Annotated in this window: 20 protein-coding genes, 5 tRNA genes and 1 pseudogene; 18 read left to right on the forward strand and 8 right to left on the reverse strand. The window is 69.5% G+C overall.

Annotation, left to right across the window (positions count from 1 at the left end; genetic code table 11):
* Window positions 1-153: 153 nt before the first annotated feature.
* From AB0D29_RS35090 to AB0D29_RS35105, 4 genes are all read right to left on the reverse strand, one after another.
* Complete coding sequence (locus AB0D29_RS35090) at window positions 154-738, reverse strand: ATP/GTP-binding protein (protein WP_266605322.1); 585 nt, start codon at window positions 736-738, stop codon at window positions 154-156.
* On the reverse strand, window positions 719-1,111 hold the full coding sequence (locus AB0D29_RS35095; protein ID WP_030037344.1) for a DUF742 domain-containing protein: 393 nt from the start codon (window positions 1,109-1,111) through the stop codon (window positions 719-721). Before AB0D29_RS35095 ends, AB0D29_RS35090 begins: the two co-directional genes overlap by 20 nt.
* A 152-nt stretch (window positions 1,112-1,263) precedes the next feature.
* Window positions 1,264-1,677: a roadblock/LC7 domain-containing protein gene (locus AB0D29_RS35100; RefSeq protein ID WP_030708442.1), complete on the reverse strand. Its 414-nt coding sequence runs from the start codon at window positions 1,675-1,677 to the stop codon at window positions 1,264-1,266.
* A 9-nt stretch (window positions 1,678-1,686) separates the two neighbouring features.
* Complete coding sequence (locus AB0D29_RS35105) at window positions 1,687-5,346, reverse strand: nitrate- and nitrite sensing domain-containing protein (protein WP_362859858.1); 3,660 nt, start codon at window positions 5,344-5,346, stop codon at window positions 1,687-1,689.
* A 578-nt stretch (window positions 5,347-5,924) separates the two neighbouring features.
* Between AB0D29_RS35105 and AB0D29_RS35110 the strand changes: the two genes are divergently transcribed.
* From AB0D29_RS35110 to AB0D29_RS35160, 11 genes are all read left to right on the forward strand, one after another.
* Window positions 5,925-6,113: a hypothetical protein gene (locus AB0D29_RS35110; protein WP_362859859.1), complete on the forward strand. Its 189-nt coding sequence runs from the start codon at window positions 5,925-5,927 to the stop codon at window positions 6,111-6,113.
* Window positions 6,114-6,209: 96 nt separating this feature from the next.
* The gene (locus AB0D29_RS35115; RefSeq protein ID WP_362859860.1) at window positions 6,210-6,998 is read left to right on the forward strand and encodes a fumarylacetoacetate hydrolase family protein; all 789 of its coding nucleotides are present in this window, start codon (window positions 6,210-6,212) and stop codon (window positions 6,996-6,998) included.
* Window positions 6,991-8,466 carry a glutamate--tRNA ligase gene (gltX, locus tag AB0D29_RS35120; RefSeq protein WP_362859861.1) on the forward strand — a complete coding sequence of 492 codons (1,476 nt, stop codon included), beginning with the start codon at window positions 6,991-6,993 and terminating at the stop codon, window positions 8,464-8,466. The genes AB0D29_RS35115 and gltX overlap by 8 nt, the downstream gene beginning before the upstream one ends.
* A 128-nt stretch (window positions 8,467-8,594) precedes the next feature.
* Entirely contained in the window at window positions 8,595-9,266 is a 672-nt protein-coding gene (locus tag AB0D29_RS35125) for a DUF4241 domain-containing protein (RefSeq protein ID WP_362859862.1), read from the forward strand.
* Between the two features lie 10 nt (window positions 9,267-9,276).
* Entirely contained in the window at window positions 9,277-10,005 is a 729-nt protein-coding gene (locus AB0D29_RS35130) for an HAD family hydrolase (protein WP_362859864.1), read from the forward strand.
* Between the two features lie 86 nt (window positions 10,006-10,091).
* Window positions 10,092-10,163, forward strand: a tRNA-Gln gene (locus AB0D29_RS35135).
* Window positions 10,164-10,190: 27 nt separating this feature from the next.
* Window positions 10,191-10,263, forward strand: a tRNA-Glu gene (locus AB0D29_RS35140).
* 61 nt (window positions 10,264-10,324) lie between these two features.
* Window positions 10,325-10,397 (forward strand) — tRNA-Glu (locus AB0D29_RS35145).
* Between the two features lie 24 nt (window positions 10,398-10,421).
* Window positions 10,422-10,493, forward strand: a tRNA-Gln gene (locus tag AB0D29_RS35150).
* A gap of 23 nt (window positions 10,494-10,516) precedes the next feature.
* A tRNA-Glu gene (locus AB0D29_RS35155) sits at window positions 10,517-10,589 on the forward strand.
* Between the two features lie 526 nt (window positions 10,590-11,115).
* Window positions 11,116-13,767, forward strand: a complete 2,652-nt coding sequence (locus AB0D29_RS35160) for a ParA family protein (protein ID WP_362859865.1) — start codon at window positions 11,116-11,118, stop codon at window positions 13,765-13,767.
* A 121-nt stretch (window positions 13,768-13,888) separates the two neighbouring features.
* Here the strand turns inward: AB0D29_RS35160 and ndgR are convergent, their stop codons facing one another.
* Window positions 13,889-14,605, reverse strand: a complete 717-nt coding sequence (ndgR, locus tag AB0D29_RS35165) for an IclR family transcriptional regulator NdgR (RefSeq protein WP_007266782.1) — start codon at window positions 14,603-14,605, stop codon at window positions 13,889-13,891.
* 183 nt (window positions 14,606-14,788) lie between these two features.
* On the opposite strand from ndgR, the gene leuC reads away from it, so the two are divergent.
* The 4 genes from leuC (at window position 14,789) to AB0D29_RS35185 (ending at window position 18,000) form a co-directional block, all read left to right on the forward strand.
* Window positions 14,789-16,213, forward strand: coding sequence for a 3-isopropylmalate dehydratase large subunit (gene leuC / locus AB0D29_RS35170; protein WP_362859867.1), 1,425 nt, complete (start codon window positions 14,789-14,791; stop codon window positions 16,211-16,213).
* 3 nt (window positions 16,214-16,216) lie between these two features.
* Window positions 16,217-16,810 carry a 3-isopropylmalate dehydratase small subunit gene (gene leuD, locus AB0D29_RS35175; RefSeq protein WP_362859868.1) on the forward strand — a complete coding sequence of 198 codons (594 nt, stop codon included), beginning with the start codon at window positions 16,217-16,219 and terminating at the stop codon, window positions 16,808-16,810.
* A gap of 137 nt (window positions 16,811-16,947) precedes the next feature.
* The gene (locus AB0D29_RS35180; protein ID WP_030009267.1) at window positions 16,948-17,175 is read left to right on the forward strand and encodes a hypothetical protein; all 228 of its coding nucleotides are present in this window, start codon (window positions 16,948-16,950) and stop codon (window positions 17,173-17,175) included.
* A 144-nt stretch (window positions 17,176-17,319) separates the two neighbouring features.
* On the forward strand, window positions 17,320-18,000 hold the full coding sequence (locus AB0D29_RS35185) for an HU family DNA-binding protein (RefSeq protein WP_362859870.1): 681 nt from the start codon (window positions 17,320-17,322) through the stop codon (window positions 17,998-18,000).
* A 301-nt stretch (window positions 18,001-18,301) separates the two neighbouring features.
* On the opposite strand, the pseudogene cofC reads toward AB0D29_RS35185, so the two are convergent.
* Window positions 18,302-18,904, reverse strand: a pseudogene (gene cofC / locus AB0D29_RS35190) (2-phospho-L-lactate guanylyltransferase); the annotation flags it as partial.
* Window positions 18,905-19,172: 268 nt separating this feature from the next.
* On the opposite strand from cofC, the gene AB0D29_RS35195 reads away from it, so the two are divergent.
* Genes AB0D29_RS35195 through AB0D29_RS35205 form a run of 3 tightly spaced genes read left to right on the forward strand, consistent with a single transcriptional unit; the run spans window position 19,173 to window position 22,129 of the window.
* Complete coding sequence (locus tag AB0D29_RS35195; RefSeq protein ID WP_362859872.1) at window positions 19,173-19,925, forward strand: lysophospholipid acyltransferase family protein; 753 nt, start codon at window positions 19,173-19,175, stop codon at window positions 19,923-19,925.
* Window positions 19,922-20,932, forward strand: coding sequence for an NAD(P)H-dependent glycerol-3-phosphate dehydrogenase (locus AB0D29_RS35200; RefSeq protein ID WP_362808924.1), 1,011 nt, complete (start codon window positions 19,922-19,924; stop codon window positions 20,930-20,932). The genes AB0D29_RS35195 and AB0D29_RS35200 overlap by 4 nt, the downstream gene beginning before the upstream one ends.
* Window positions 20,933-20,971: 39 nt before the next feature.
* On the forward strand, window positions 20,972-22,129 hold the full coding sequence (locus AB0D29_RS35205) for a D-alanine--D-alanine ligase family protein (RefSeq protein ID WP_362859873.1): 1,158 nt from the start codon (window positions 20,972-20,974) through the stop codon (window positions 22,127-22,129).
* A gap of 94 nt (window positions 22,130-22,223) precedes the next feature.
* Here AB0D29_RS35205 and AB0D29_RS35210 read toward each other — a convergent pair whose 3' ends face one another.
* Both AB0D29_RS35210 and AB0D29_RS35215 read right to left on the reverse strand, forming a co-directional pair.
* Window positions 22,224-22,715, reverse strand: a complete 492-nt coding sequence (locus AB0D29_RS35210; RefSeq protein WP_362859874.1) for a DUF3515 domain-containing protein — start codon at window positions 22,713-22,715, stop codon at window positions 22,224-22,226.
* A 23-nt stretch (window positions 22,716-22,738) separates the two neighbouring features.
* A complete protein-coding gene (locus AB0D29_RS35215) occupies window positions 22,739-22,972 on the reverse strand; it encodes an Lrp/AsnC ligand binding domain-containing protein (RefSeq protein ID WP_351287705.1) in 234 nt (77 codons plus the stop codon).
* Between the last annotated feature and the right edge of the window lie 218 nt (window positions 22,973-23,190).

Genomic DNA, 23,190 nt, shown 5'->3' on the forward strand with positions numbered 1-23,190 from the left:
AACGCACCCCGTGGCCAACTGGCGGCAATTGTCTGTCGAAACGTTATGAACCGAGAGGGCGGGCCGTGTCCTATGACACAGCCCGCCCTCTCATGTTGTGAAGAACCCGTGGGACTTGAGTGGTGCCGCTTGAGCCGGGCCGCCTGCGTGGTGTTACTTGAGACGCGCCATGAGGGCGTGCTCGACGAGCGTGATGAGCGCGCTCTTGGCGTCCGCACGGTGGCGGGCGTCCGTCGTGATGATGGGGGCGCCGGGGCCGATCTGCAAGGCCTCGCGGACTTCCTCCGGCGTGTACGGCTGGTGTCCCTCGAAGCCGTTGAGGGCCACGACGAAGGGCAGGCCGCTGTTCTCGAAGTAGTCGACCGCGGGGAAGCAGTCGGCGAGGCGGCGCGTGTCCACGAGCACGATGGCACCGATGGCGCCGCGAACGAGGTCGTCCCACATGAACCAGAAGCGGTCCTGGCCCGGCGTACCGAAGAGGTACAGGATCAGGTCCTGGTCCAGGGTGATGCGGCCGAAGTCCATGGCGACCGTGGTGGTCGTCTTGTCACCGGTGTGCGTGAGGTCGTCGATCCCCGCGCTCGCGGAGGTCATGACGGCTTCGGTGCGCAGCGGGTTGATCTCGGACACGGCTCCGACGAACGTGGTCTTGCCCACGCCGAAGCCGCCCGCCACCACGATCTTGGCGGAGGTGGTGGAGCGAGCAGGAGCCGCTCCGCTAGATGTTCCGAAGGCCACTGAGCACCCTTTCGAGCAGCGTTACGTCTGGCGTGCCGCCGGCCTCTCCATTGCCCGGCTGGTGGATGGCCACCATTCCGGCCTCCGCCAGGTCGGCGACGAGGATCCGGGCGACTCCGAGCGGCATCGACAGCAGCGCGGAGACCTCCGCGACCGACTTGACCTCGCGGCACAGGGTGCAGATGCGCTGGTGCTCCGGGAGCAGGCCGGACAGGTGCATCGGATCGGCGGTGGTGCTGACCAGTGCCTCGATGGCGAGCTGGTAGCGGGGCCGGGTCCGGCCGCCGGTCATCGCGTACGGACGCACCAGCGGCTGATCGCCTTCCGAGTACGAATCTCCGTACGCATCGGGGTAGGCGGGGGGCGGGGTCATGGATCCTCCGGGCTGGACAGCAGTGGTCAGCGTGCCGTCTGACGGGGCGGCCGGTGGGGGGGACTGTATGACGGCCTGGCGGGGGTACTGGATTCCGGGGGCGGGGCCCCGGTCTCCCGGCCGGTAGTACCGTCCGGCCGGGAGGGGGGAAGTCAGCCGAGCAGGCTTCCCTGAAGTTCGGCGCGCAGGTCCGGGGTGAGGACACTGCCCGCGCGATCCACCAGAAGAGCCATCTCGTAGCCCACGAGGCCGATGTCGCACTCGGGGTGCGCCAGTACGGCCAGCGAGGATCCGTCCGAGACGGACATGAGGAAGAGGAATCCCCGGTCCATCTCGACCACGGTCTGGTTGACGGCGCCACCCTCGAAGATGCGGGAGGCTCCGGCGGTCAGCGACGTCAGTCCGGAGGCCACGGCCGCCAGCTGATCGGCGCGGTCGCGGGGGAATCCTTCGGACATCGCCAGAAGGAGTCCGTCGGCGGAGACCACCACCGTGTGGGACACCCCGGGGGTGTTGTCCACGAAGTTGGTGATCAACCAGTTCAGGTTCTGTGCCGCCTGGCTCATCGAACTCAACTATCGCTCCTGCTGGTAAGTGGGGTCGATGTGGTAACTGCCGGTCGCCGGTCCGTTGTTGCCGGCCTGACGGCCCTGCTGGATACCGCGTCGGAGGTTGGTCAGACGGCCGCGGACGTCGTCGGGCGCCCGCGAGACCTGCGGACCCGCCTGTGCCTCGGCCTGCTGCTGCGCGGTGCCGGCCACGAGGTTCGCCCGCGGGACCCGGCGGGGCAGCCCCGAGGTCGTGATGCCGCCGGCCGCGGGCTGGCGCACGCGCTCGGCCTGGCGCATCAGCTCGTCGTTCGGCGAGGACTTCCAGCTGACGGTCGGCATGCTGCCGGTCGCCGCCGCGGCGGGCTCGGCCGCGGACTCCTGGCCGCGCTGCGGCAGCTGCTGCTGCGGCGCGGGGGCCGCCGGAGCGGACTGCTGCTGACCCTGCTGGGGCATCGCCGAGCCCGGTCCCTGCGCGGGGGGCTGCTGCCCCTCCTCGCGGAACCAGTTCGACTCGAGCGTGTCGAAGATCGGGCTGCGGCCGTCGCCGGAGCTCTGGGCCGGCGGCAGCGCCTCCGGCCGGTGAGCCTGCGGCAGTCGCGGGGTCTCCGGGCGCGCGGGCGGTACGGGTGCGTACCCGGCGCCGGGCTGCGGAGGCTGCGGCTGCGTGTGCTGCGGCTGGGGCTGCTGCGGGGCCTGGGGCTGACGGGCGAATCCGCCGACACCGGGGCCGCCGGGCCGCTGGGGCTGGTAGCCCGGGCGCTCGAACTGTCCGGTGCTGGACGGGTCCACGGCGCCCCGCACGTCCGGACGCTCGAACTGTCCGGTCGTGCCGGCCAGGCCGTCGCCCTGCGGCATCGGGGCGTTGAAGTCCGGGCGGGCGAACTCCGCCGTCGAGCCGGGGCCCGACAGCTCGTCGTGGCCGCGCGCTTGGTCGGCGCCCCAGCTGGTGGTCTGCGGGCCGGGAAGCTCCGGACGCGGGGCGCCGCCGCGCGGCGGCAGCTGCGGGCGGGCGCCGTTCGGACCCGGGGCCGGCTGCTGCTGCTGCTGAGGCTGGGCCTGCTGCTGCGGCGGCTGCTGCGGACGCTCGAAGCCGTTGCCCTGCGGGAACCCGGACGGACCGGCCGCGGAGGGCGACTGGGCCGGACGGGCCTGCGGGCCGCCGCCGAATCCGGCACTGGCGACCGGACCGCGGGCCGGCAGCGGGCCACCGGCGCCGAAGGCACCCTGGCCCTGGCCCGCGGTGGTCGGACCCTGCTGCGGGCGGGCACCGGGAGCACCGGGGCCGCCCTGCTGCGGGGGCCGACCGCCCTGCGGGCCCTGCGGACGCTGACCGGAGCCGTCGCGGCCCGGGAGGGCGGCGCGCTGGCCGCCCGCACCGACCTGACCGCGCTGCGGGCCCGCGCCCACGGACGGCCGTGCGGCCGCACCGGGCACGGAAGCCTGACCGCCGGGGGCACCCTGGGCGCCACCGGGGCCGCCCTGACCGCCCTGGCCCGGCATCGGACCCGGCTTCTTGCCGCCCTGGGCGACGTCCACCGGCAGCATGACGAGGGCCGTCGTACCACCCGAGTCGGACGGGCGCAGCTGGATGCGGATGCCGTGTCGCAGGGACAGGCGGCCGACCACGAACAGGCCCATGCGGCGGGAGACGGAGACGTCCACGGTCGGCGGCGACGCGAGCCGCTCGTTGATCGCGGCGAGGTCCTCGGGGGAGAGGCCGATACCGGTGTCGTGGATCTCGACGAGCACGCGGCCGTCGGGCAGCGCGTGACCGGTGACCTTGACCTTGGTCTGCGGGGAGGAGAACGACGTGGCGTTCTCCAGCAGCTCGGCGAGCACGTGCACGAGGTCGTTGACGACGCGGCCGGCGACGTCGGTGCCGGGCACCGAGGCCAGCTCGACGCGCTCGTACTGCTCCACCTCGGAGGCGGCGGCACGGAGCACGTCGACGAGCGGGACGGGGCGCGTCCACCGGCGGCCCGGCTCCTCGCCCGCGAGGACGAGGAGGTTTTCGCCGTTACGGCGCATGCGGGTCGCGAGGTGGTCGAGCTTGAAGAGCGAGGAGAGCTGGTCAGGGTCGGCCTCGCGCGACTCCAGTTCGGAGATGAGCGACAGCTGACGCTGGATGAGGCCCTGGGAGCGGCGCGAGAGGTTGGTGAACATCGCGTTGACGTTGCCTCGCAGGAGGGCCTGCTCGGCGGCGAGGCGGACGGCCTCGCGGTGCACGTCGTCGAATGCCGCGGCCACCTGGCCGATCTCGTCGCGGGTGTGCACACCGACCGACTCCACGGACGTGTCCACGTCCTGCGGGTCGGACTCGGACAGCTGCTTGACGAGCTCGGGCAGCCGGTCCTGGGCGACCCGCGTCGCGGTGTCCTGCAGGCGGCGCAGCGAGCGGATCATCGAGCGGGCCATGACGAAGGCGCCGACGAGGGAGACACCGAGGACGAGGAGGATCAGGGCACCGTTGATGATGGCGTCCTGCTGGGCCTCGTTCTTCAGCTCGCGGGCCTTCTGCTCCATCTCCTCGAGCAGGGTCAGCTCGATGACCTTCATGGCCTGGAGCTTGGTGCCGTCGGCGTCGTACCAGTCCAGCCAGGACCGGTTCTTCTCGCGGAGGAAGGCGTCCTGGCTGGCCAGCACGCGGCGCGCGTAGTGGTCGGCGGTGGAGATCTCCGAGTTGCTGTCGCCCAGACCGGCGAGGAGCTCCTCGGTCCGGCCCTGGTAGACGAGCTCGAAGGTGGTCTTCGACTGCTGCTCGCCCTTCTGCGCGGAGAGGGCGTAGAGCCGGTCGTTCTCCTTCAGCTCACCCTGCTTCTCCGAGGTGTCGGGGAGCGAGGCGGCGATGATCGCGCGCTGGATGGAGGCGTACTCCTTGGCGGCGGAGAAGGCCGCCAGGGCACGCGTACGCTTGATCATCTCCGGGTTGGAGGTGGCCTGCGCCATGTCCTGGGAGAGCGAGAGCAGCGAGACGATCATCGCGTTGTACTCGCTGACGGTCTGCTGGGCGCCGTTGACGTACGCCTTGTCGCGGACCGTCTGGATGTTCGCGATCTGACGACCGATCTGCAGCACGTTGTTGCGGATCGACTTGAGGGTGTCGTCCTTCTCGCCCGTGCTGTCGACCTTGTCGGTCGCGGCGGCGAAGGCCTTGGCGGCGGTGTCGGTCTGCTGGCGGACACCGTCGACGCTGCTGGTGCTCTTGCCCTTGGAGAGCGAGAGCGGACCCGCGGAGAGGTCGCGCTCCTCCTGGAGCATGGCGGCCAGGTTGGTGGCCTGCCGGGTCATCGTCGTGAGCAGCTGCATGTGTTCCAGCTGCGCGATGTCGTTGAGCGAGTCGTTGATGCGGAAGCCACCGAGCGTGGTGGCGGCGACGACAGGCAGGGTCAGCAGCGACACGAGTCGCGTGCTGATGCGCCAGTTCTGCATGGCGAGGCGAGAGCCGGGCCCACTGGGGGCCTTCGGTATCGCCACGTCCTGCTCAGCCGGCCCGGCCTTGGCCTTGCCGGCCTTCGCGGACTTCCCACGGCCCTTCGCCTTCACCGCGGCGGAGGAGTCGGGGCCTGCGCCCTCGACAGCCGGCCCGCGGTTCTGGGCGTGCTGGGGCGAGGAGCCACGGTCGGTCCCGCCGCGCGGCTCCTGCTCCGCCGCAGCGCTGCCATCCCTCTTGAATCGTCCCTGCACTAGCGTCGCAACCTCTGGACCAGGCGTCCCGCCGGGCGACCGGTGGGACGGTGTCGAGTCGTGGGGCACGTGCGGCCCCATGGTGGTCGTCGGTGACCGGCGCGTCTCCCTCTCCTTGCCACCGCGCTCGGCGCTGAGTCGCGCCACCTGCGCGCCGGCTGATTCCCGCGGCGGTCCCGCGAATTCCAGCACAGTGGAGGATCTCCAACAAGGTGCGCGTGTCGGCCCGGAGAGTCGGTCACGGCACGTGATGGTCGCGCTACGCGATGTGCGACCGCATTCGGTAGAAACCGGACTTACGTCATCCAAACAACAAGGCTGGCAAGGTGTCCCAGTCCTGATGATCAGGAGCGGAATGACGCATTCAGTGGCGCAATGTCCGTTTCGACGGGTGAAGTTGACTGTCCGCTATGCCTGAAATGACTGGTCACGGGTGAGCAAACTCACATAGCCGTGGCCATTACTTCCTGGTTCGGCGGGGGATTCAGATGTTTAGCCTTGCCCCTTAAAGGGTTGGCGCCAGGGTTGGTGCATCGACAGCCGACACTCACAGATCGAACCGAGGACCCCGAACTCCCATGAAGACGACGATGATGTTCCGCAACATAGCCAACCCCCGCCGCACCACCCTCGCGCACCTCAAGGACGCCGAAGAGCTGCAGGCGGCGCCGGCCACCCCGGAACACTCCGTCGAGCTGCCCACGCAGACGGCCAACCCGCGGCGCACGGTCCTCATGGACGCGCCGGTCGCCGCCGCCGCGCAGTAGCCGTACCGCTGCGGAACGCGAAGCGTCCCTGCCCGCCGCGTTAGCCTGGGGTCCGCAGACTCCAGCCGCGGACATACAGAGGGGCAGACGCAACACGTGCGCATCGCCAGGTTCTCGATCGACGGAAATGTCGCGTTCGGCGCGGTCGAGGGCAGCACCGCCCCCGGCGACGAATCGACGCTCGTGCTCGACATCATCAAGGGCATCCCGTTCGCGGACTTCGAGCTCTCGGGCACGAAGGTGCCGCTGAGCAAGGTCCGGCTGCTGCCGCCCGTGCTCCCGAACAAGGTCGTGGCCATCGGCCGCAACTACGCGGAGCACGCGGCAGAGCTCGGGAACGAGGTTCCGGACGCGCCGATCACCTTCTTCAAGCCCTCCACCTCGGTGGTCGGCCCCGGTGATCCGATCGCGTACCCCTCCTTCTCCCAGGACGTCCACCACGAGGCGGAGCTCGCCGTGGTCATCGGCCGCATGTGCCGGGAGGTCCCCAGGGAGCGCGTCAAGGACGTCATCCTCGGCTACACCTGCGCCAACGACGTCACCGCGCGCGACGTCCAGCAGCGGGAGAAGCAGTGGGCCCGGGCCAAGGGCTTCGACAGCTCCTGCCCCCTCGGCCCCTGGATCGAGACCGACCTGGACCCGGGCGACCTGACCATCCAGTGCACCGTGAACGGCGAACAGCGCCAGCTCGGCCGCACCAGCGACATGGTCCGCTCCATCGAAGACCTCGTCGTCCACATCACCGAGGCCATGACGCTGCTCCCGGGCGACGTCATCCTCACGGGGACCCCGGCCGGAGTCGGCCCCCTGAACGTCGGCGACGAGGTCGCCGTCACCATCGAAGGCATCGGCACTCTCACCAACAAGGTGATCAAGCGTGGTTAACGGACCTGTCCGCGTACGTTTCTGTCCCTCCCCGACCGGCAACCCCCACGTGGGCCTGGTCCGCACCGCCCTGTTCAACTGGGCGTTCGCCCGCCACCACGGCGGCACGTTCGTCTTCCGCATCGAGGACACCGACGCGGCCCGCGACTCCGAGGAGTCGTACGACCAGCTGCTCGCCTCGCTGCGCTGGCTCGGCTTCACCTGGGACGAGGGCCCCGAGGTCGGCGGCCCGCACGCCCCGTACCGCCAGTCCGAGCGCATGGACATCTACAAGGACGTCGCGAAGAAGCTGCTCGACGGCGGCTACGCGTACCACTGCTACTGCACCACCGAAGAGCTCGACGCGCGCCGCGCGGCCGCCCGCGCCGCCGGCAAGCCCTCCGGCTACGACGGCCACTGCCGCGAGCTCACCACCGTGCAGCTCGAGGCGTACCAGGGCGAGCACCGCCCGGCGATCGTCCGCTTCCGGATGCCCGACGAGCCGATCACCTTCACCGACCTCGTCCGCGGCGAGCTGACCTTCACCCCGGAGAACGTGCCGGACTTCGGCATCGTCCGGGCCAACGGCGCCCCGCTCTACACGCTGGTCAACCCGGTCGACGACGCGCTCATGGAGATCACGCACGTCCTGCGCGGCGAGGACCTCCTCTCCTCGACCCCCCGCCAGATCGCGCTCTACAAGGCACTGATCGAGCTGGGCGTCGCCAAGTCCACCCCCGCGTTCGGCCACCTGCCGTACGTGATGGGCGAGGGCAACAAGAAGCTCTCCAAGCGCGACCCCGAGGCCTCGCTCAACCTGTACCGCGAGCGCGGCTTCCTCCCCGAGGGCCTGCTGAACTACCTCTCGCTCCTCGGCTGGTCCTTCTCCAAGGACCAGGACGTCTTCTCGATCGAGGAGATGGTCCAGAAGTTCGACATCGACGGCGTGAACGCCAACCCGGCGCGCTTCGACCTGAAGAAGGCCGAGTCGATCAACGGCGACCACATCCGCCTCCTCGACCCGAAGGCCTTCGCGGACGCCTGCGCCCCGTGGCTGCAGGCACCGCACGCCAACTGGGCGCCCGAGGACTTCGACGCCGCGGCCTGGGAGCGCATCGCCCCGTACGCCCAGACCCGCGTCACCGTCCTGTCGGACATCACGGCCAACGTCGACTTCCTGTTCCTGAAGGAGCCGGTCGAGGACCAGGCCTCGTGGGACAAGGCGATGAAGGGCGAGCCGGCGGCCCTCCTGACGACGGCGCGCGAGAACCTGGCGAACGCCGACTGGTCGGACCCGGAGTCCCTCAAGCAGGCCGTCCTGACCGCCGGCGAGGCCCACGGCCTCAAGCTCGGCAAGGCCCAGGCCCCGGTCCGCGTGGCCGTCACCGGCCGCACGGTCGGCCTGCCGCTCTTCGAGTCCCTGGAGATCCTGGGCAAGGACCGCTCCCTGGCCCGCATCGACGCGACGCTGGCCAAGCTGGCCGCGTAGCACTCCCCGTACGTCCCGCAGGGGGCGGCAGCCGGATCCCCGGCCGCCGCCCCCTGCGGCGTTGTCGGAGGCGGGTCCTAGGCTCCGGGAGAACGATCACCGCCCGCTCCCGCCCTCCGGAGGCCCCCGTGCCGATGACCCCGCCCGACTACGCCTGGCACTTCACCCCGGGCGCCGCCTTCGCCTACGAGGACGGCATGACGGGGACCCTCGTCCCGGTCGTCGTCGGCGACGTGACCCTGCCCACGGGCCGGGTCGTCGCCTGCGACCCCTTCGTCTGCCTCGGGCAGGACGAGGTCGAGCCGTTCAGTGTTGTCGTGGAGCCGGGCCGGTACCGGGCGGAAGCCGCGATCGCCACGCTGGTGCGCCCCGGCGTCCCGCAGGGACCCCGCCCGCACACCCGGGTCGCCGCCGCCCGCCTGGTGATCCGTGACACCCCGACCGCGAGCTGGGAGATGGCCGTCGACGAGGGCCAGGACCCCACCGTCCTCGGCGAGGACGAGTTCTACGGCTACGGCGTGGACGCCGGCACCGGCTGCTTCTACGACGCCGCCGCCGACGGCTCCTTCCCCGGCACCGAGGACGAGGAGGGGGCGGTGTGGGCCGCCATGGAGGCGGTCGGCGACGGCCCGGACGTCTTCCTGGCCGAGGGAGAGGACGGTCACACCCTCGCCGGCTTCACCTCCGGGTGGGGCGACGGCTGCTACCCGACCTGGATCGGGCGCGACACCGAGGGCCGGGTCACCTGTTTCGTGACCGACTTCCTGGTCGTACCCACGGCGCTGGTGCCCGCGGCGTAGGCTCGGCCCCATGCCGATCCGCGCCGTGCTGTGGGACATCGACGACACCCTCTTCGACTACACGGGGGCCGATGCCGCCGGGCTCGCGCGGCAGCTGGAGACCGAGGAGCTCGCGGAGCGGTACGGCACCCCCGCGCAGGCGCTCGCGCTGTGGCGGGAGATCACCGACCGGCACTGGGCGCGCTTCGCCGCCGGTGAGGGGAGCTTCCAGGGGCAGCGGCGGGACCGGGTGCGGGAGTTCCTGGAGCAGCCCGGGATGACCGCGGACGAGGCCGACGCCTGGTTCGACCGCTACGTCGAGCACTACAAGGCCGCCTGGACCGTCTTCCCCGACGTGGTGCCCGTACTGGACCTCCTCGCGGCCGGCTACCGGCACGGGGTGCTCTCCAACTCCTCCAGCGCCAACCAGGACCCCAAGCTGCGTCACCTCGGGCTGCGCGACCGCTTCGAGGTGCTGGTCTGCGCGGTCGAACTCGGCGTCAGCAAGCCCGAGGCGGCGGCGTTCCTCGCCGCGTGCGAGGCGCTCGGGCTGCCGCCGGGCGAGGTGGCGTACGTGGGGGACCAGCCCGAGATCGACGCGCGCGGGGCCCGTGACGCCGGGCTGCTGGCGGTCTGGATCGACCGCGACGGTGCCCGCGGGCCCGGACCGGACGGCGCGTACCGCATCCAGGGCCTTGACCAGCTTCCGGAGCTGCTGGCAGGGGATACCCGTTTTGGAGCACGGTCAGGCATCCGGTAATGTTCTTTCTGCGCCGCCGGAGCGGGCCGAAAGGCCGGACGGAGGCGCCACCCAAAGAAAAGGCCCCGCAAGGGGTTGACTTTTGGTGGGGTATAGTGTAATTGGCAACACGAGGGTTTCTGGTTCCCTTATTCTAGGTTCGAGTCCTGGTACCCCAGCGCAGTGCAGCAGTAACGCAGTGCTTTGCCCCCGTTGTGTAGCGGCCTAGCACGCCGCCCTCTCAAGGCGGTAGCGCCGGTTCGAATCCGGTCGGGGGTACAGATCCTTCCCGCGAGATCTCCTGGGTCGCACCCGGACGTCTCGAAGCAGGATCGCTAGGGCCCCCGTTGTGTAGCGGCCTAGCACGCCGCCCTCTCAAGGCGGTAGCGCCGGTTCGAATCCGGTCGGGGGTACTGTTGGTCTGGTCTAGACCACTTTGGGCTATAGTGTAATTGGCAACACGAGGGTTTCTGGTTCCCTTATTCTAGGTTCGAGTCCTGGTAGCCCAGCGCAGTAACAGCAGCACCAGCTAGCCCCCGTTGTGTAGCGGCCTAGCACGCCGCCCTCTCAAGGCGGTAGCGCCGGTTCGAATCCGGTCGGGGGTACGCATCGAAGAGGCCCTCCGCGTTCATCGCGGAGGGCCTCTTCGCCGTTCCGGGAAAGCTTGGTTTCGCCCCCCTGTTGCCGCGGGGAGTGTCACCATGATCCCTGGGATGATGGGGGAGGGCTGGGTGTGAGTGACTTCCATGCTGTCGCTGGGCTTCGCGCGACTGAGGCGAAGGTGCTGGAGGCGTCAGGGCACACCCTTGGTGCGGTTTACCTAGCGGGGTACGTCGTGGAGTGCCGCCTGAAGTCGTACCTGCACCTGAGCGGTATTCCGTTCCCCCGCAGCGGCGGGGCGGGGCACAACTTGCGGGGGTTGTGGTCCTCGGCGGGATTCTCGCCCCCGAGGGGCCATAGTGAACTCTTCCTGAGGCACTGGGGGACCGAGCTCCGCTACGCAGTGGAGTTGCCGAAGGGTGTCGATGCCGCGGACCTCCTGAAAGGTGGCGTAAGCCTGGCAGCGTGGGTGTCAACGCGCATCCGAGGCGCGAAGTCGAGGCAGGCGGGCAGAGGCAGAGGAGCCCGGGGATGAAGGAGATTTCTCTCAATATGTCGGACCGCGATGAGCAAATCGGCGAGATTAAGCGATGCGCTGAGGCCGGCGCCCCCAGCGCCGAAGTCCATGTGGTCGAGGATGCGTCCGGCCTCATCGTGCGCGTGGTTTCAGACCGCTATGCGGCTGTTCCGTATGCCGATCGGATGGAAGACACTTTCGGTGATCTTGCGCCTGGCGTCCGCGAAGCCGTTCACACGTGGGAGCTCCTCGCGCCGATGGAAGTTTCCTGGTACGGAGACCTGGCCGGGGAGGAGGGGAGTCAGCCAGGATGGTCTGCTGCTTTCGATAGGGCGACAGGCAGCGAGCCCGCTGGCATCGTCTTTGCCAGTGACCTGGACGAGGACCTGGACTCTGCGCCGGTGGTCACCTTCTACAGCCTCAAGGGCGGGGTGGGGCGCAGCACTGCGCTTGCAGCTGTGGCGCGCAAACTGAGCGCGGAGCACGGCTTGAAGGTGCTCTGCATTGATATGGACTTGGAAGCCCCGGGTCTTGATGCCCTGTTCGGCGTTGATCGGGAGGTCGGTGCTGATCAGGGTGTGGTGTCCGCGCTCTTGCAGTATGAGTTCGGTGCCGATGTCTCGATCTTGGAACACGTGATCCCGGTAGACGATGCCGGACGGCTGTACTGCATGCCTGCCGGCAAGCTGGACAGTGCATATGCCACTCAGCTCCGCTCGCTGGAGCCGGAGATCTGGTACCGCGAGAGTGTCAATGCGCTCCATCAGCTTCTTGATGATGCCCGCGGTTCCAACCTGCGCCCGGATGTCATCCTGATCGACTCCCGTACGGGTGTGAGCCCCGTAGCAGCGCCACTACTCTTCGATGTTTCCGACATGGCGGTGGTCTGCTTCCACCCTCACGGCCAGGCGCGACTCGGGACCGAGTTGCTGGCCAGAGCTCTCTTGAGGTCCACCACACGGCGAAGTCGCGGGAACAGAGGGTTGACCCCCGAACCACGGTTTGTCGTTTCCCCCATGCCGCCAGGCCTCAGTGCGACCCGGCTGGCGGAGCGAGCCAAGTCTTGGGTGGAGGAGTGGGTTGAGCCCTTCAGTTCGGCCAGGGCGGGAGCGTCTCCGCTCTCTGCCGATGAGATCACCCATGTGGTCCCCTACAACGCCGATGTCGCGTTCTCGGACACGGTTGCCACTGCCAAGGCTCAGCTGGCCCCATACGGCCGAATCGCTGATTGGATCGTCCAGATTGTGCCAGAGCAGGCACCCGAGCCGGCGCTGCACCAGCGCACATCCGTGAGTAAGGCAGCAGCACTTCGGCAGCTGTCCTTTTCGACTGGCACTGCAGAATTGCTCGACCATGATGAGTTCCTGCAGGACTACGTCGTCACACGCCAGGTGAACGAGACAGCGGACCCCGGGATTCCGTTGATCATCGGACGCAAAGGCACTGGGAAGACCGCTCTGTTCCGGTGGCTGGCAGCAGGCGGGTCGGACGGTTGGGTGCCAGTCTTGGTTACTACGCCCAACCAGTTCGGAGGCCGTCCCGACTGGTCTTTCGGAGCGGACAACTATGGTGCCATCGATGGCGCACTTGCGGCCAAGGGCTTGGACTGGGGGTCCTTCTGGCAGGTTCTGATGGCTCTGGCCATTTACCGCACGCATGCTGGGGCTGAGGACATCGGAGCGCCGCACCCTGCGATCCGTGGGGTCGAGGAAGGCGACTACGCCGCCACCCGCGCCATTGTTGAAGTGCTGTCCGATCCGATGGGGCCTCTGGAGTGCGCGGACTGGCTGCGGAAGGTGGACGCCCGCGGTGATCGCCTGCTGCTGCTTTTCGATGGCTTGGACACGGCCTTCGGTCACTCTCCTGACCAGCGGATCCGCCGCTCCACAGCCATCTCGGGGCTACTCACCAAGCAAGCTGATCTCGCACCGCGTCTCAAGCACGTTCGGATGAAGATTCTGGTTCGCCAGGACATCTGGCAGAGCCTGCGCTTCGAAAACAAGAGCCACTTCTTCGGGCTCTCACGCAGACTCCAATGGGAAGAGCGCGAGGAGTACTTCAAGGTTGTACTGAAACGAGCGGTCAGAGCCGAAGCCTTCCGGGACATTTTGGCGGCTTTTGACGAGAACCTGCCACGACTCGACGTAGCATCCTGGAGCTCCGACCAGGTAGCCGCAGCGTGGGGGGCGCTCGTTGGAGAGCGCATGCGCGGCGAGCGTACGGCTTTCACCTCGAACTGGGTATGGAATCGGCTGGCGGACGCGAACGGAGACCACTCACCACGGGCGCTGCTGCAACTCTTCGCAGCTGCACTTGAGTGGGAACGCGATGAAGAGCGGCGCAGCGGCTATGACCGCTCGGTCTTGCGTCCCCGGAGCCTGGCGCTGAGCTTGGAGCAGGTCAGCGATCCGGCGCTCTCCGCCCTACTGGACGAGGAGTTCCAAGAGCTGCAGCAGGTGGCGGTGGCTCTGCGCGAGTACGGGAGGACGCCCGTCGGTGAGGAGGTCCTTGAAGACGCTCTGGGTAAGACGCCAGAGGATCTGATCGGTCTGGCTCAGGAAGCGGGACTGATTGCTGCTGTCGAAAGCGATGGGGCGACCCGATCATTCCGAGTCCCGGACCTTTATCGGTGGGCGCTCAGCGTGACTCGTCGAGGCCCTATGTAACTCACGTATGACAGAGGGGCCGCTGCCAGGACGTGTGCGGCGTCGGCTGCGGCCCCTGTTGGGCTGGCGAAGGTAGTTCCGAGGCGTTCCACTCACCTCGGGAAGCGGACTCGGGGGACGTTCAGCCGGAGCGGCGCAGGGCCTCCGTGAGACGGGCGGCCGCGTCGATGACGGCCTGGGCGTGCATCCGGCCCGGGTGGCGGGTCAGCCGCTCGATCGGCCCGGAGACCGACACGGAGGCCACCACGCGGTTCGACGGCCCGCGCACCGGCGCCGAGACGGAGGCCACGCCGGGCTCCCGCTCGCCGATCGACTGCGCCCAGCCGCGACGCCGTACGCCCGAGAGCGCCGTCGCCGTGAAGCGCGCGCCCTGCAGCCCGCGGTGGAGCCGCTCGGGCTCCTCCCAGGCCATCAGGATCTGCGCGGCCGAGCCGGCCTTCATCGGGAGCGTGGAGCCCACCGGGACGGTGTCCCGAAGGCCCGACAGCCGCTCCGCGGCCGCCACGCAGATGCGCATGTCTCCCTGACGGCGGTAGAGCTGCGCGCTCTCGCCCGTCACGTCACGGAGGTGGGTGAGTACCGGTCCCGCCGTGGCCAGCAGACGGTCCTCGCCGGCCGCGGCGGCGAGCTCCGCCAGCCGCGGACCGAGGATGAACCGGCCCTGCATGTCCCTCGCCACCATCCGGTGGTGTTCCAGTGCCACGGCAAGGCGATGTGCCGTGGGTCGTGCGAGCCCTGTCGCCGCGACCAGCCCGGCGAGGGTGGCCGGACCGGACTCCAGTGCGCTCAGTACCAGAGCTGCCTTGTCGAGAACGCCGACGCCGCTAGAGTTGTCCATGAAACGATATTCGCGTCTCACACTGTGAAACGCAAGTTCAATTTTTCCAAGAACCAGCGAGTCTGTATGTGCGGGTCCACGAACCACTGGGTCCGAGCCGTCGTCCGGGACGTGGGGTACGGGCGACAGGCGCACAAGATCTCTATGAAGCGCCGGCACAACCGGCCGGCCGGAGGGAAAGCGATGGGTAGGACACTCGCGGAGAAGGTCTGGGACGACCATGTCGTCCGGCGCGCCGAGGGCGAGCCCGACCTCCTCTTCATTGATCTGCACCTGCTGCACGAGGTGACCAGCCCGCAGGCCTTCGAGGGTCTGCGTCAGGCCGGCCGCAAGGTCCGACGCCTCGACCTCACCATCGCGACCGAGGACCACAACACCCCCACCATCGACATCGACAAGCCGATCGCCGACCCGGTCTCCCGGGCCCAGCTGGAGACGCTGCGGGCGAACTGCGCCGAGTTCGGCGTCCGCCTGCACTCGCTGGGCGACGTCGAGCAGGGAGTCGTCCACGTGGTGGGACCGCAGCTGGGACTCACCCAGCCCGGCACCACCGTGGTCTGCGGTGACTCGCACACCTCCACGCACGGCGCCTTCGGCGCGCTGGCCTTCGGCATCGGCACCAGCCAGGTCGAGCACGTGCTGGCGACGCAGACGCTGCCGCTGGCCCGCCCGAAGACGATGGCGATCACCGTCACCGGCGCGCTGGCCGAGGGCGTCACCGCCAAGGACCTGATCCTGGCGATCATCGCCAGGATCGGCACCGGCGGCGGCCAGGGCTACATCCTGGAGTACCGCGGCGAAGCCATCGAGCAGCTCTCGATGGAAGCCCGCATGACCATCTGCAACATGTCGATCGAGGCCGGCGCCCGCGCGGGCATGATCGCCCCCGACCAGACCACCTTCGACTACCTCCAGGGCCGTGACCACGCCCCCGAGGGCGAGGACTGGGACGCGGCGGTCGCGTACTGGAAGACCCTCCGCACCGACGACGACGCGGTCTTCGATGCGGAGGTCGTCATCGACGGCACCGCGCTGTCCCCGTTCGTCACCTGGGGCACCAACCCGGGCCAGGGCGCGCCGCTGTCGGCCAACGTCCCCGACCCGGCTTCGTACGAGGACGCTTCGGAGCGCCTGGCCGCCGAAAAGGCCCTGGAGTACATGGGGTTGACCGCCGGACAGCCGCTGCGCGACATCAAGGTCGACACCGTCTTCGTAGGTTCCTGCACCAACGGCCGCATCGAGGACCTGCGCGCCGTCGCCGGCATCATCGAGGGCCGCAAAGTCGCCGACGGCGTACGGATGCTGGTCGTCCCCGGCTCGGTCCGCGTCGCCCTGCAGGCCGTGGAAGAAGGCCTGGACAAGGTCTTCAAGGAGGCCGGCGCCGAATGGCGGCACGCGGGCTGCTCGATGTGTCTGGGCATGAACCCCGACCAACTGGCGCCCGGTGAGCGCTCCGCGTCCACCTCCAACCGCAACTTCGAGGGCCGGCAGGGCAAGGGCGGGCGCACCCACCTGGTCTCCCCGCAGGTGGCCGCCGCCACCGCGGTGCTGGGCCATCTGGCCTCTCCCGCCGACCTGTCCGCCGCCGACGCGACCGCCGGAGTCTGAACCATGGAAGCCTTCACCACCCACACCGGCCGGGCCGTCCCGCTGCGCCGCAGCAACGTCGACACCGACCAGATCATCCCCGCCCACTGGCTGAAGAAGATCACCCGCGACGGGTTCGAGGACGGGCTCTTCGAGGCCTGGCGCAAGGACCCGGAGTTCGTCACGAACCGCCCGGAGCGCGCCGGCGCGACCGTGCTGGTCGCCGGCCCCGACTTCGGTACGGGTTCCTCGCGCGAGCACGCCGTCTGGGCCCTGCAGAACTTCGGCTTCAAGACGGTCATCTCCTCCCGCTTCGCCGACATCTTCCGCGGGAACTCGCTGAAGAACGGCCTGCTGACGGTCGTGCTCCCGCAGGAGACCGTCGAACAGCTGTGGAAGCTGACCGAGGCGGACCCCACCGCCGAGATCACGGTCGACCTGGTCGACCGCCAGGTGCGAGCGGAGGGCGTCGTCGCGGAGTTCGAGCTCGACGACAACGCCCGCTGGCGCCTGCTGGAGGGCCTGGACGACATCTCGCTCACCCTTCAGAACGAAGCGGACATCGCTGAGTACGAAAGCGCCCGCCCGACCTTCAAGCCGCGCACGATTCGCGCCTGATTCCTGCCTGATCAGCGCTTATTCACCCCAGGGTGATCACATCGGCAACACTGTGCCCCCCGCCTTCCGGCGGGGGGCACAGCCGTTTGTTGAGGCCCCGTGAGGCGACAACTCGCCCCAGATGGCACAATCTGTGCATGGAACGCGACAGTCAACTCGAGCTCTACGAACTCGTCGCGGACCGGTTGAAAGAAGCACACACACGGGTGCGCTCACTGCAAGTCCCGGAGGGCGTAAGGATGGCGCTGTCCCGGAAGCTGTTGGTCGTCACGGCCGCGGCGAAGCACGATCTCGCCGATGCGGCAAGGCGCCTGGACAGGTTGATGAAGGACCTCGACGAGGGTCGATTCCCTGAAGGCGACTGATGCGAAGGAACTCCGTAACGGCCTCCAGCGTTGCGGCACTAGGGTGATTAGCCCGTTTCGTGTTTGATTTGCGGTATATATCCGCCTAACGTGCGAAATAAGCTTGAACACATTCGTTCTGGCGAAGTCTCCGAAGGGGAAGACGTGAACAAGGCGCAGCTCGTAGAAGCGATTGCCGACAAGCTGGGCGGCCGCCAGCAGGCCGCGGACGCTGTCGACGCGGTACTGGACGCGATCGTCCGCGCTACCGTCGCGGGCGACCGGGTCTCGGTCACGGGCTTCGGCTCGTTCGAGAAGGTCGACCGCCCGGCCCGTTACGCCCGCAACCCGCAGACGGGGGAGCGCGTCCGGGTCAAGAAGACCTCCGTGCCCCGATTCCGCGCCGGCCAGGGCTTCAAGGACCTGGTCAGCGGCACCAAGAAGCTGCCCAAGGGCGGCGAGGTGTCGGTGAAGAAGGCGCCCAAGGGCAGCCTCACCGGTGGCGCCTCCGCGACGGTCAAGAAGGCCGCCGCGAAGAAGGCCACCACCGCCAAGAAGGCCGCGGCGAAGACCGCGGTCGCAAAGAAGGTGACGGCGAAGAAGGCCACCGCGACCGCCAAGAAGGCGGCGGTGAAGAGCACGGCCACGGCGAAGAAGGCCACGGCCACCGCCAAGAAGGCCACCGCGACCGCCAAGAAGACCACGGCCACGGCGAAGAAGACCACCGCCGCCGCGAAGAAGACCGCCCCGGCGGCCAAGAAGGTCACCGCCGCGACGAAGGCGCCCGCCAAGAAGACGGCGACGCGCAAGGCCACCGCGAAGAAGACCACGGCCCGCAAGAAGTAGGGGTACGGGTCACACACGCCGGGCCGGCTTCCCCCTGTTGGGGAAGCCGGCCCGCGGTGCGTTCCGTCGCAGGTCAGACGGGTGGACGGCCGGACCGTCAGAAGGTCTGCAGCGTCACCAGGGTGATGCGCAGGCCCGCGCCCTCGCCGTCCGTCTCGATCCGGACCCGCTGCCCGGGCCGCAGCAGCCGCAGGCCGCCCGCGTCGAAGGCCGGGGCCTCGAAGGGCACGGGGGTGCCGTCGTCCAGCAGCACACTGCCGCTGCGGGTCTGGGAGTCGTACGTGTACGCGGTCGCCTGCATACCGGCACTGTATCGGGCCGTGTGACGCCCCACACCGAGGGCGAGAGCCGTCCGCAGATCCGCCGCCGTGTCCACGTCCCGGCGCACGCTGTCGACGTCCGACAGAGCGATTTCCACCGCCCCCGAGGCCGAATGCCTGGCCCGTGACGGCCCGCCGAAGGAGGGGGCCAATTCCACGTCCGGCGCAGCGGAAAGCAAGGTCGTCCCGATTCCGGCCGCATCCGCCAGAAATGCCCGCGGAAATACCGAGGCGTTTTCGAGCACGCGTAGCAATTCCGGGGCCCGCAGCGCAGGCAGATCGGCGTTCATCGCGGCCACCGCGGCACCCGGCCGCCCCGACCGCACCGCCCGCGCCCCGTGGGCCAGCGCCGCGTTGAGTCCGGCCGCCGGGGCGTCCGGCACGATCCGCGCGCCCAGCCGGGACAGTTCCGCACCCGCCGCCGCGTCGTCCGTGACCACCACCACATCCGCGACCGCCGCGCAGGCCAGGGCCCCTGCGACGGTGTCCTGCGCGAAGGCCAGCGCGAGCCCCGGACGGGAGGCGCCCACGGCCGCCGCGAGACGGCTCTTGGCCACCGCCAGAGGCTTCAGCGGGACCACCAGATTCCAGACGGCGTTCGTGACCGACCCCTTCCCTGCGGTGCGCTCCGGCCCATCCCCGGACCATGGTCAGGTCATGGCCGGGTCATGTGTCGGCCCATTGTCGCCCCCGCCCGGGCGACCCGGGAGCCCGGCGGTGTGAGCGGGGCGTACGGTGTTCTCGACAGAGACCGGCCCCGGGGCGACACTTGTCCGGCCGACGAGGTGCCCAAGTTCCCCCAGCCTCCGCTGGGAGGTACCCCGCCCACCGGTCCAGAGGAAAGGTGTCCGAGTGTCCCGCCGCAGAATCGGCTTCTGGTACCGCCTGGCGGCGGTCATCGCAAAACCGCCGCTGGTAGTGCTCTTCAAGCGGGACTGGCGGGGAATCGAGCACATTCCGGCCGAGGGCGGCTTTATCACCGCCGTCAATCACAACTCGTATCTGGACCCGCTCTCGTACGCGCACTTCCAGTACAACACCGGGCGAGTGCCCCGATTGCTCGCGAAGGCCGCCCTCTTCAAGGTCCCTATTGTCGGGTCCATCCTGCGCGGCTCCGGCCAGATCCCCGTCTACCGGGAGAGCACCAACGCCCTGGACGCATTCCGGGCCGCGGTGGACGCGATCGAGCGCGGCGAATGCGTGGCCTTTTACCCGGAAGGCACCCTCACCCGCGACCCCGACCTGTGGCCGATGGCCGGCAAGACCGGCGCCGCCCGCGTCGCACTGCTCACCAAGGCGCCCGTCATCCCGGTGGCCCAGTGGGGCGCGAACCTCGTGGTGCCGCCGTACGCCAAGGCGAACAAGGTCCGGCTCTTCCCGCGCAAGACCCTCCAGGTGCTCGCCGGACCGCCGGTGGACCTCTCCGCCTTCTACGACCGCGACCCCACCCCGGACGTGCTCAAGGAGGCCACCGAGGTCATCATGGCCGCCATCACCGCGCTGCTGGAGGAGGTGCGGGGAGAGACCGCGCCCGAGCAGCCGTACGACCATCGCAACGCCAGGGCGGAACAGCGGCGCAAGGCCGCAGGGGAGGGCAAGAAGTGACACGTCCCGTGAAGGCGACCGTCTTCGGAACAGGCTCCTGGGGCACGGCCTTCGCCATCGTGCTCGCCGACGCCGGATGCGAGGTGACCCTCTGGGGCCGCCGGCAGGAGGTGGTCGACGCCATCAACACCGGCCGGACCAACCCGGACTACTTCCCCGACGTCGAACTCCCCGCGAACCTCCGGGCCACCACCGACCCGGCCGAGGCCGCGGCCGGCGCCGACTTCACCGTCCTCGCCGTCCCCTCCCAGACCCTGCGCGACAACCTCGCCGCGTGGGCGCCCCTGCTGGCTCCCGACACGGTGCTCGTCTCCCTCATGAAGGGCATCGAACTCGGCACCGCCAAGCGGATGAGCGAGGTCATCGAGGAGGTGGCCAAGGTCCCCGCCGAGCGCATCGCTGTGGTCACCGGCCCCAACCTGGCCGCCGAGATCGCCGCCCGCCAGCCCGCCGCGTCCGTCGTCGCCTGCGTGGACGAGACCGTGGCGCAGCGCCTCCAGGCCGCCTGCCACACCCCGTACTTCCGCCCGTACACGAGCACCGACGTCACCGGCTGCGAGCTCGGCGGCGCCGTCAAGAACGTCATCGGCCTCGCCGTCGGCATCGCGGACGGCATGGGCCTGGGCGACAACACCAAGGGCTCCCTCATCACCCGCGGACTCGCCGAAGCCACCCGGCTGGGCGTGGCGATGGGCGCCGACCCGCTCACCTTCTCCGGCCTCGCGGGCCTCGGCGACCTGGTCGCCACCTGCTCCTCGCCGCTCTCCCGGAACCACACCTTCGGCACCAACCTCGGCCGCGGGATGACCCTGGAGGAGACCATCGCGGTCACCAAGCAGACCGCCGAGGGCGTCAAGTCCTGCCAGTCGGTGGCCGATCTGGCCCGCCGCCACGGGGTCGACATGCCCATCACCGACACCGTGGTGGACATCGTCCACCACGGCAAGCCGACCCTGGTCGCACTGAAGGAACTGATGGGCCGCAGCGCCAAACCGGAACGTCGCTGACTCCAATCCGGACGCATGAGCGGGTACTCTCGTGGCGATATGAGCAGCGAGAACCTCCCCCAGACCCCTGAGCAGCAGGGCCGCAAGCCCCGCGTGGCCGTCGTGTTCGGCGGCCGCAGCTCGGAACACGCCATCTCGGTCGTCACGGCGGGCGCCGTGCTGCGCTCCATCGACCGGTCCAAGTACGAGGTGCTGCCCATCGGCATCACCACGGACGGCCGATGGGCGCTGACCGCCGACGAGCCCGAGCGGATGGCCATCGCCGACCGCCGGCTCCCGAGCGTCGAGGAGCTCGCCGACTCCGAGGACGGCGCCGTCGTGCTCTCGGTCGACCCCGCGAGCCGCCAGGTCGTCTACACCGAGCCGGGCGCCGTTCCGAAGGCCCTCGGCGAGGTCGACGTCGTCTTCCCCGTCCTGCACGGCCCGTACGGCGAGGACGGCACCCTCCAGGGCCTCCTGGAGCTGTCCGGCATCCCGTACGTCGGCTCGGGCGTCCTCGCCTCGGCCGTCGGCCAGGACAAGGACTACATGAAGCGGGTGTTCACCTCCTTCGGGCTGCGCGTCGGCCCGTACGTGACCATCCGCCCGCGCGAGTGGGAAGCCGACCGGGACGCCGCCACGGCGAAGATCCTGGACTTCGCCGCCGAGCACGGCTGGCCCCTGTTCATCAAGCCCGCCCGGGCCGGCTCCTCCATCGGCATCACCAAGGTCGACGACGCCTCCGGCCTGGACGCCGCCGTCAAGGAGGCCCGGCGCCACGACCCGAAGATCATCGTGGAGGCGCTGCTGCGCGGCCGCGAGATCGAGTGCGGGGTCCTGGAGTTCGAGGACGGTCCGCGCGCCAGCGTGCCCGCCGAGATCCCGCCGGTCTCCAGCCACGACTTCTACGACTTCGAGGCGAAGTACATCGACTCCGCCTCCGGGATCGTGCCCGCCCCGCTCACCTCGGAGCAGACCGCCGAGGTGCAGCGGCTCGCCGTCGAGGCCTTCGAGGCCGCGTCCTGCGAGGGCCTCGTGCGCGCCGACTTCTTCCTCACCGGGGACGGCACCTTCGTCATCAACGAGATCAACACGATGCCGGGGTTCACGCCGATCTCCATGTACCCGCTGATGTGGCAGAAGACGGGCGTCGCCTACCCGGAGCTGGTGGACCGCCTGATCCAGGCCGCCCTCAGCCGCTCCACCGGGCTGCGCTAGGCCGGCACGCGAAGAACACGACGACCGCCCGCCGGGATGCCCGGCGGGCGGTCGCTGTGAGTGCGAGGGGTCTGCCGGCCGGGGCCGGCGGGGATCAGTACGAGGAGAAGCCCAAGGGCACCGTCTTGGAGATCGCCGCGGACAGCCCGACCAGCATCCCCGCGTCCGTGGCATGCTCCTTGTCGACCAGGACCTCCGTGTACGCCTTCCGCATCCCGGAGACGAAACGGAACCCCCCGTCAGACTGCTTGTCCAGCAGCCAGGCGACGTCGTTGACGTGGACGCCCTCCTGCTTCTCATCCAGCATCTCGGGGGGCTTGGGGACACCGCACCGCAGTACGATCGCCGAGCCGCCCCACGCGGCCGTCAGAGCGGACTCCGGAACGGTCCGGGTCCGCTCCAGGCCGGCCACCGTCTCCGGAAGCTCCTCGTGCAGTGCCGCACAGAGCTCCCCGATGGCGGCGGGCGGCGTGGGCGGCGGATCCACCCGGGCCTCGGAACCGCCCGGTGAGCACGCCGCGAGGCCCAGCAGGGCCAGCGCGGCGGGCAGGGCCAGGACACGGAGGGGCCGGCGGTGAATGGTCATCACCGGCCAAGAGTAGACGGGGGCTACAGATGGACCACCGGGCAGGTCAAGGTGCGGGTGATCCCGTCCACCTGCTGGACCTTGGCCACGACCATGCGGCCGAGGTCGTCCACGGTGTCGGCCTGGGCGCGCACGATCACGTCGTACGGGCCGGTCACGTCCTCGGCCTGGATCACCCCCGGGATCTGGCCGATGGACTCGGCGACGAACGACGCCTTGCCCACCTCGGTCTGGATAAGGATGTACGCCTGTACCACGGAACCTCCAGGGCGGCCACGAGGATCATTTCCCCTAACCTTCGGGTGGGCCCCACACGCTCGACAGGGCCGGGGGAAGAAGGGACGCCACGGTACCGCGTCGCCGTGCGCCGCGGGGAGACCTGCGGGCCCGGCGCCACGCACAGCGGGGCGTACGGAGAGCAGAAGTTGACGTATCTGTTGACGGTACCCAGAGCTGTGACGGCTCGCGACCGCAA

Origin of the sequence: Streptomyces sp. NPDC048424 (assembly GCF_040651555.1) — a bacterium.
Lineage (GTDB): Bacteria > Actinomycetota > Actinomycetes > Streptomycetales > Streptomycetaceae > Streptomyces.

Bases quoted from the DNA above. Each gene is read 5' to 3' on its own strand.
- AB0D29_RS35095 (WP_030037344.1), bottom strand. From the start codon at position 1,111: ATGACCCCGCCCCCCGCCTACCCCGATGCGTACGGAGATTCGTACTCG.
- AB0D29_RS35100 (WP_030708442.1), bottom strand. From the start codon at position 1,677: ATGAGCCAGGCGGCACAGAACCTGAACTGGTTGATCACCAACTTCGTG.
- AB0D29_RS35110 (WP_362859859.1), top strand. From the start codon at position 5,925: ATGAAGACGACGATGATGTTCCGCAACATAGCCAACCCCCGCCGCACC.
- AB0D29_RS35130 (WP_362859864.1), top strand. From the start codon at position 9,277: ATGCCGATCCGCGCCGTGCTGTGGGACATCGACGACACCCTCTTCGAC.
- AB0D29_RS35160 (WP_362859865.1), top strand. From the start codon at position 11,116: ATGAAGGAGATTTCTCTCAATATGTCGGACCGCGATGAGCAAATCGGC.
- ndgR (WP_007266782.1), bottom strand. From the start codon at position 14,605: ATGGACAACTCTAGCGGCGTCGGCGTTCTCGACAAGGCAGCTCTGGTA.
- leuC (WP_362859867.1), top strand. From the start codon at position 14,789: ATGGGTAGGACACTCGCGGAGAAGGTCTGGGACGACCATGTCGTCCGG.
- leuD (WP_362859868.1), top strand. From the start codon at position 16,217: ATGGAAGCCTTCACCACCCACACCGGCCGGGCCGTCCCGCTGCGCCGC.
- AB0D29_RS35180 (WP_030009267.1), top strand. From the start codon at position 16,948: ATGGAACGCGACAGTCAACTCGAGCTCTACGAACTCGTCGCGGACCGG.
- AB0D29_RS35205 (WP_362859873.1), top strand. From the start codon at position 20,972: ATGAGCAGCGAGAACCTCCCCCAGACCCCTGAGCAGCAGGGCCGCAAG.
- AB0D29_RS35210 (WP_362859874.1), bottom strand. From the start codon at position 22,715: ATGACCATTCACCGCCGGCCCCTCCGTGTCCTGGCCCTGCCCGCCGCG.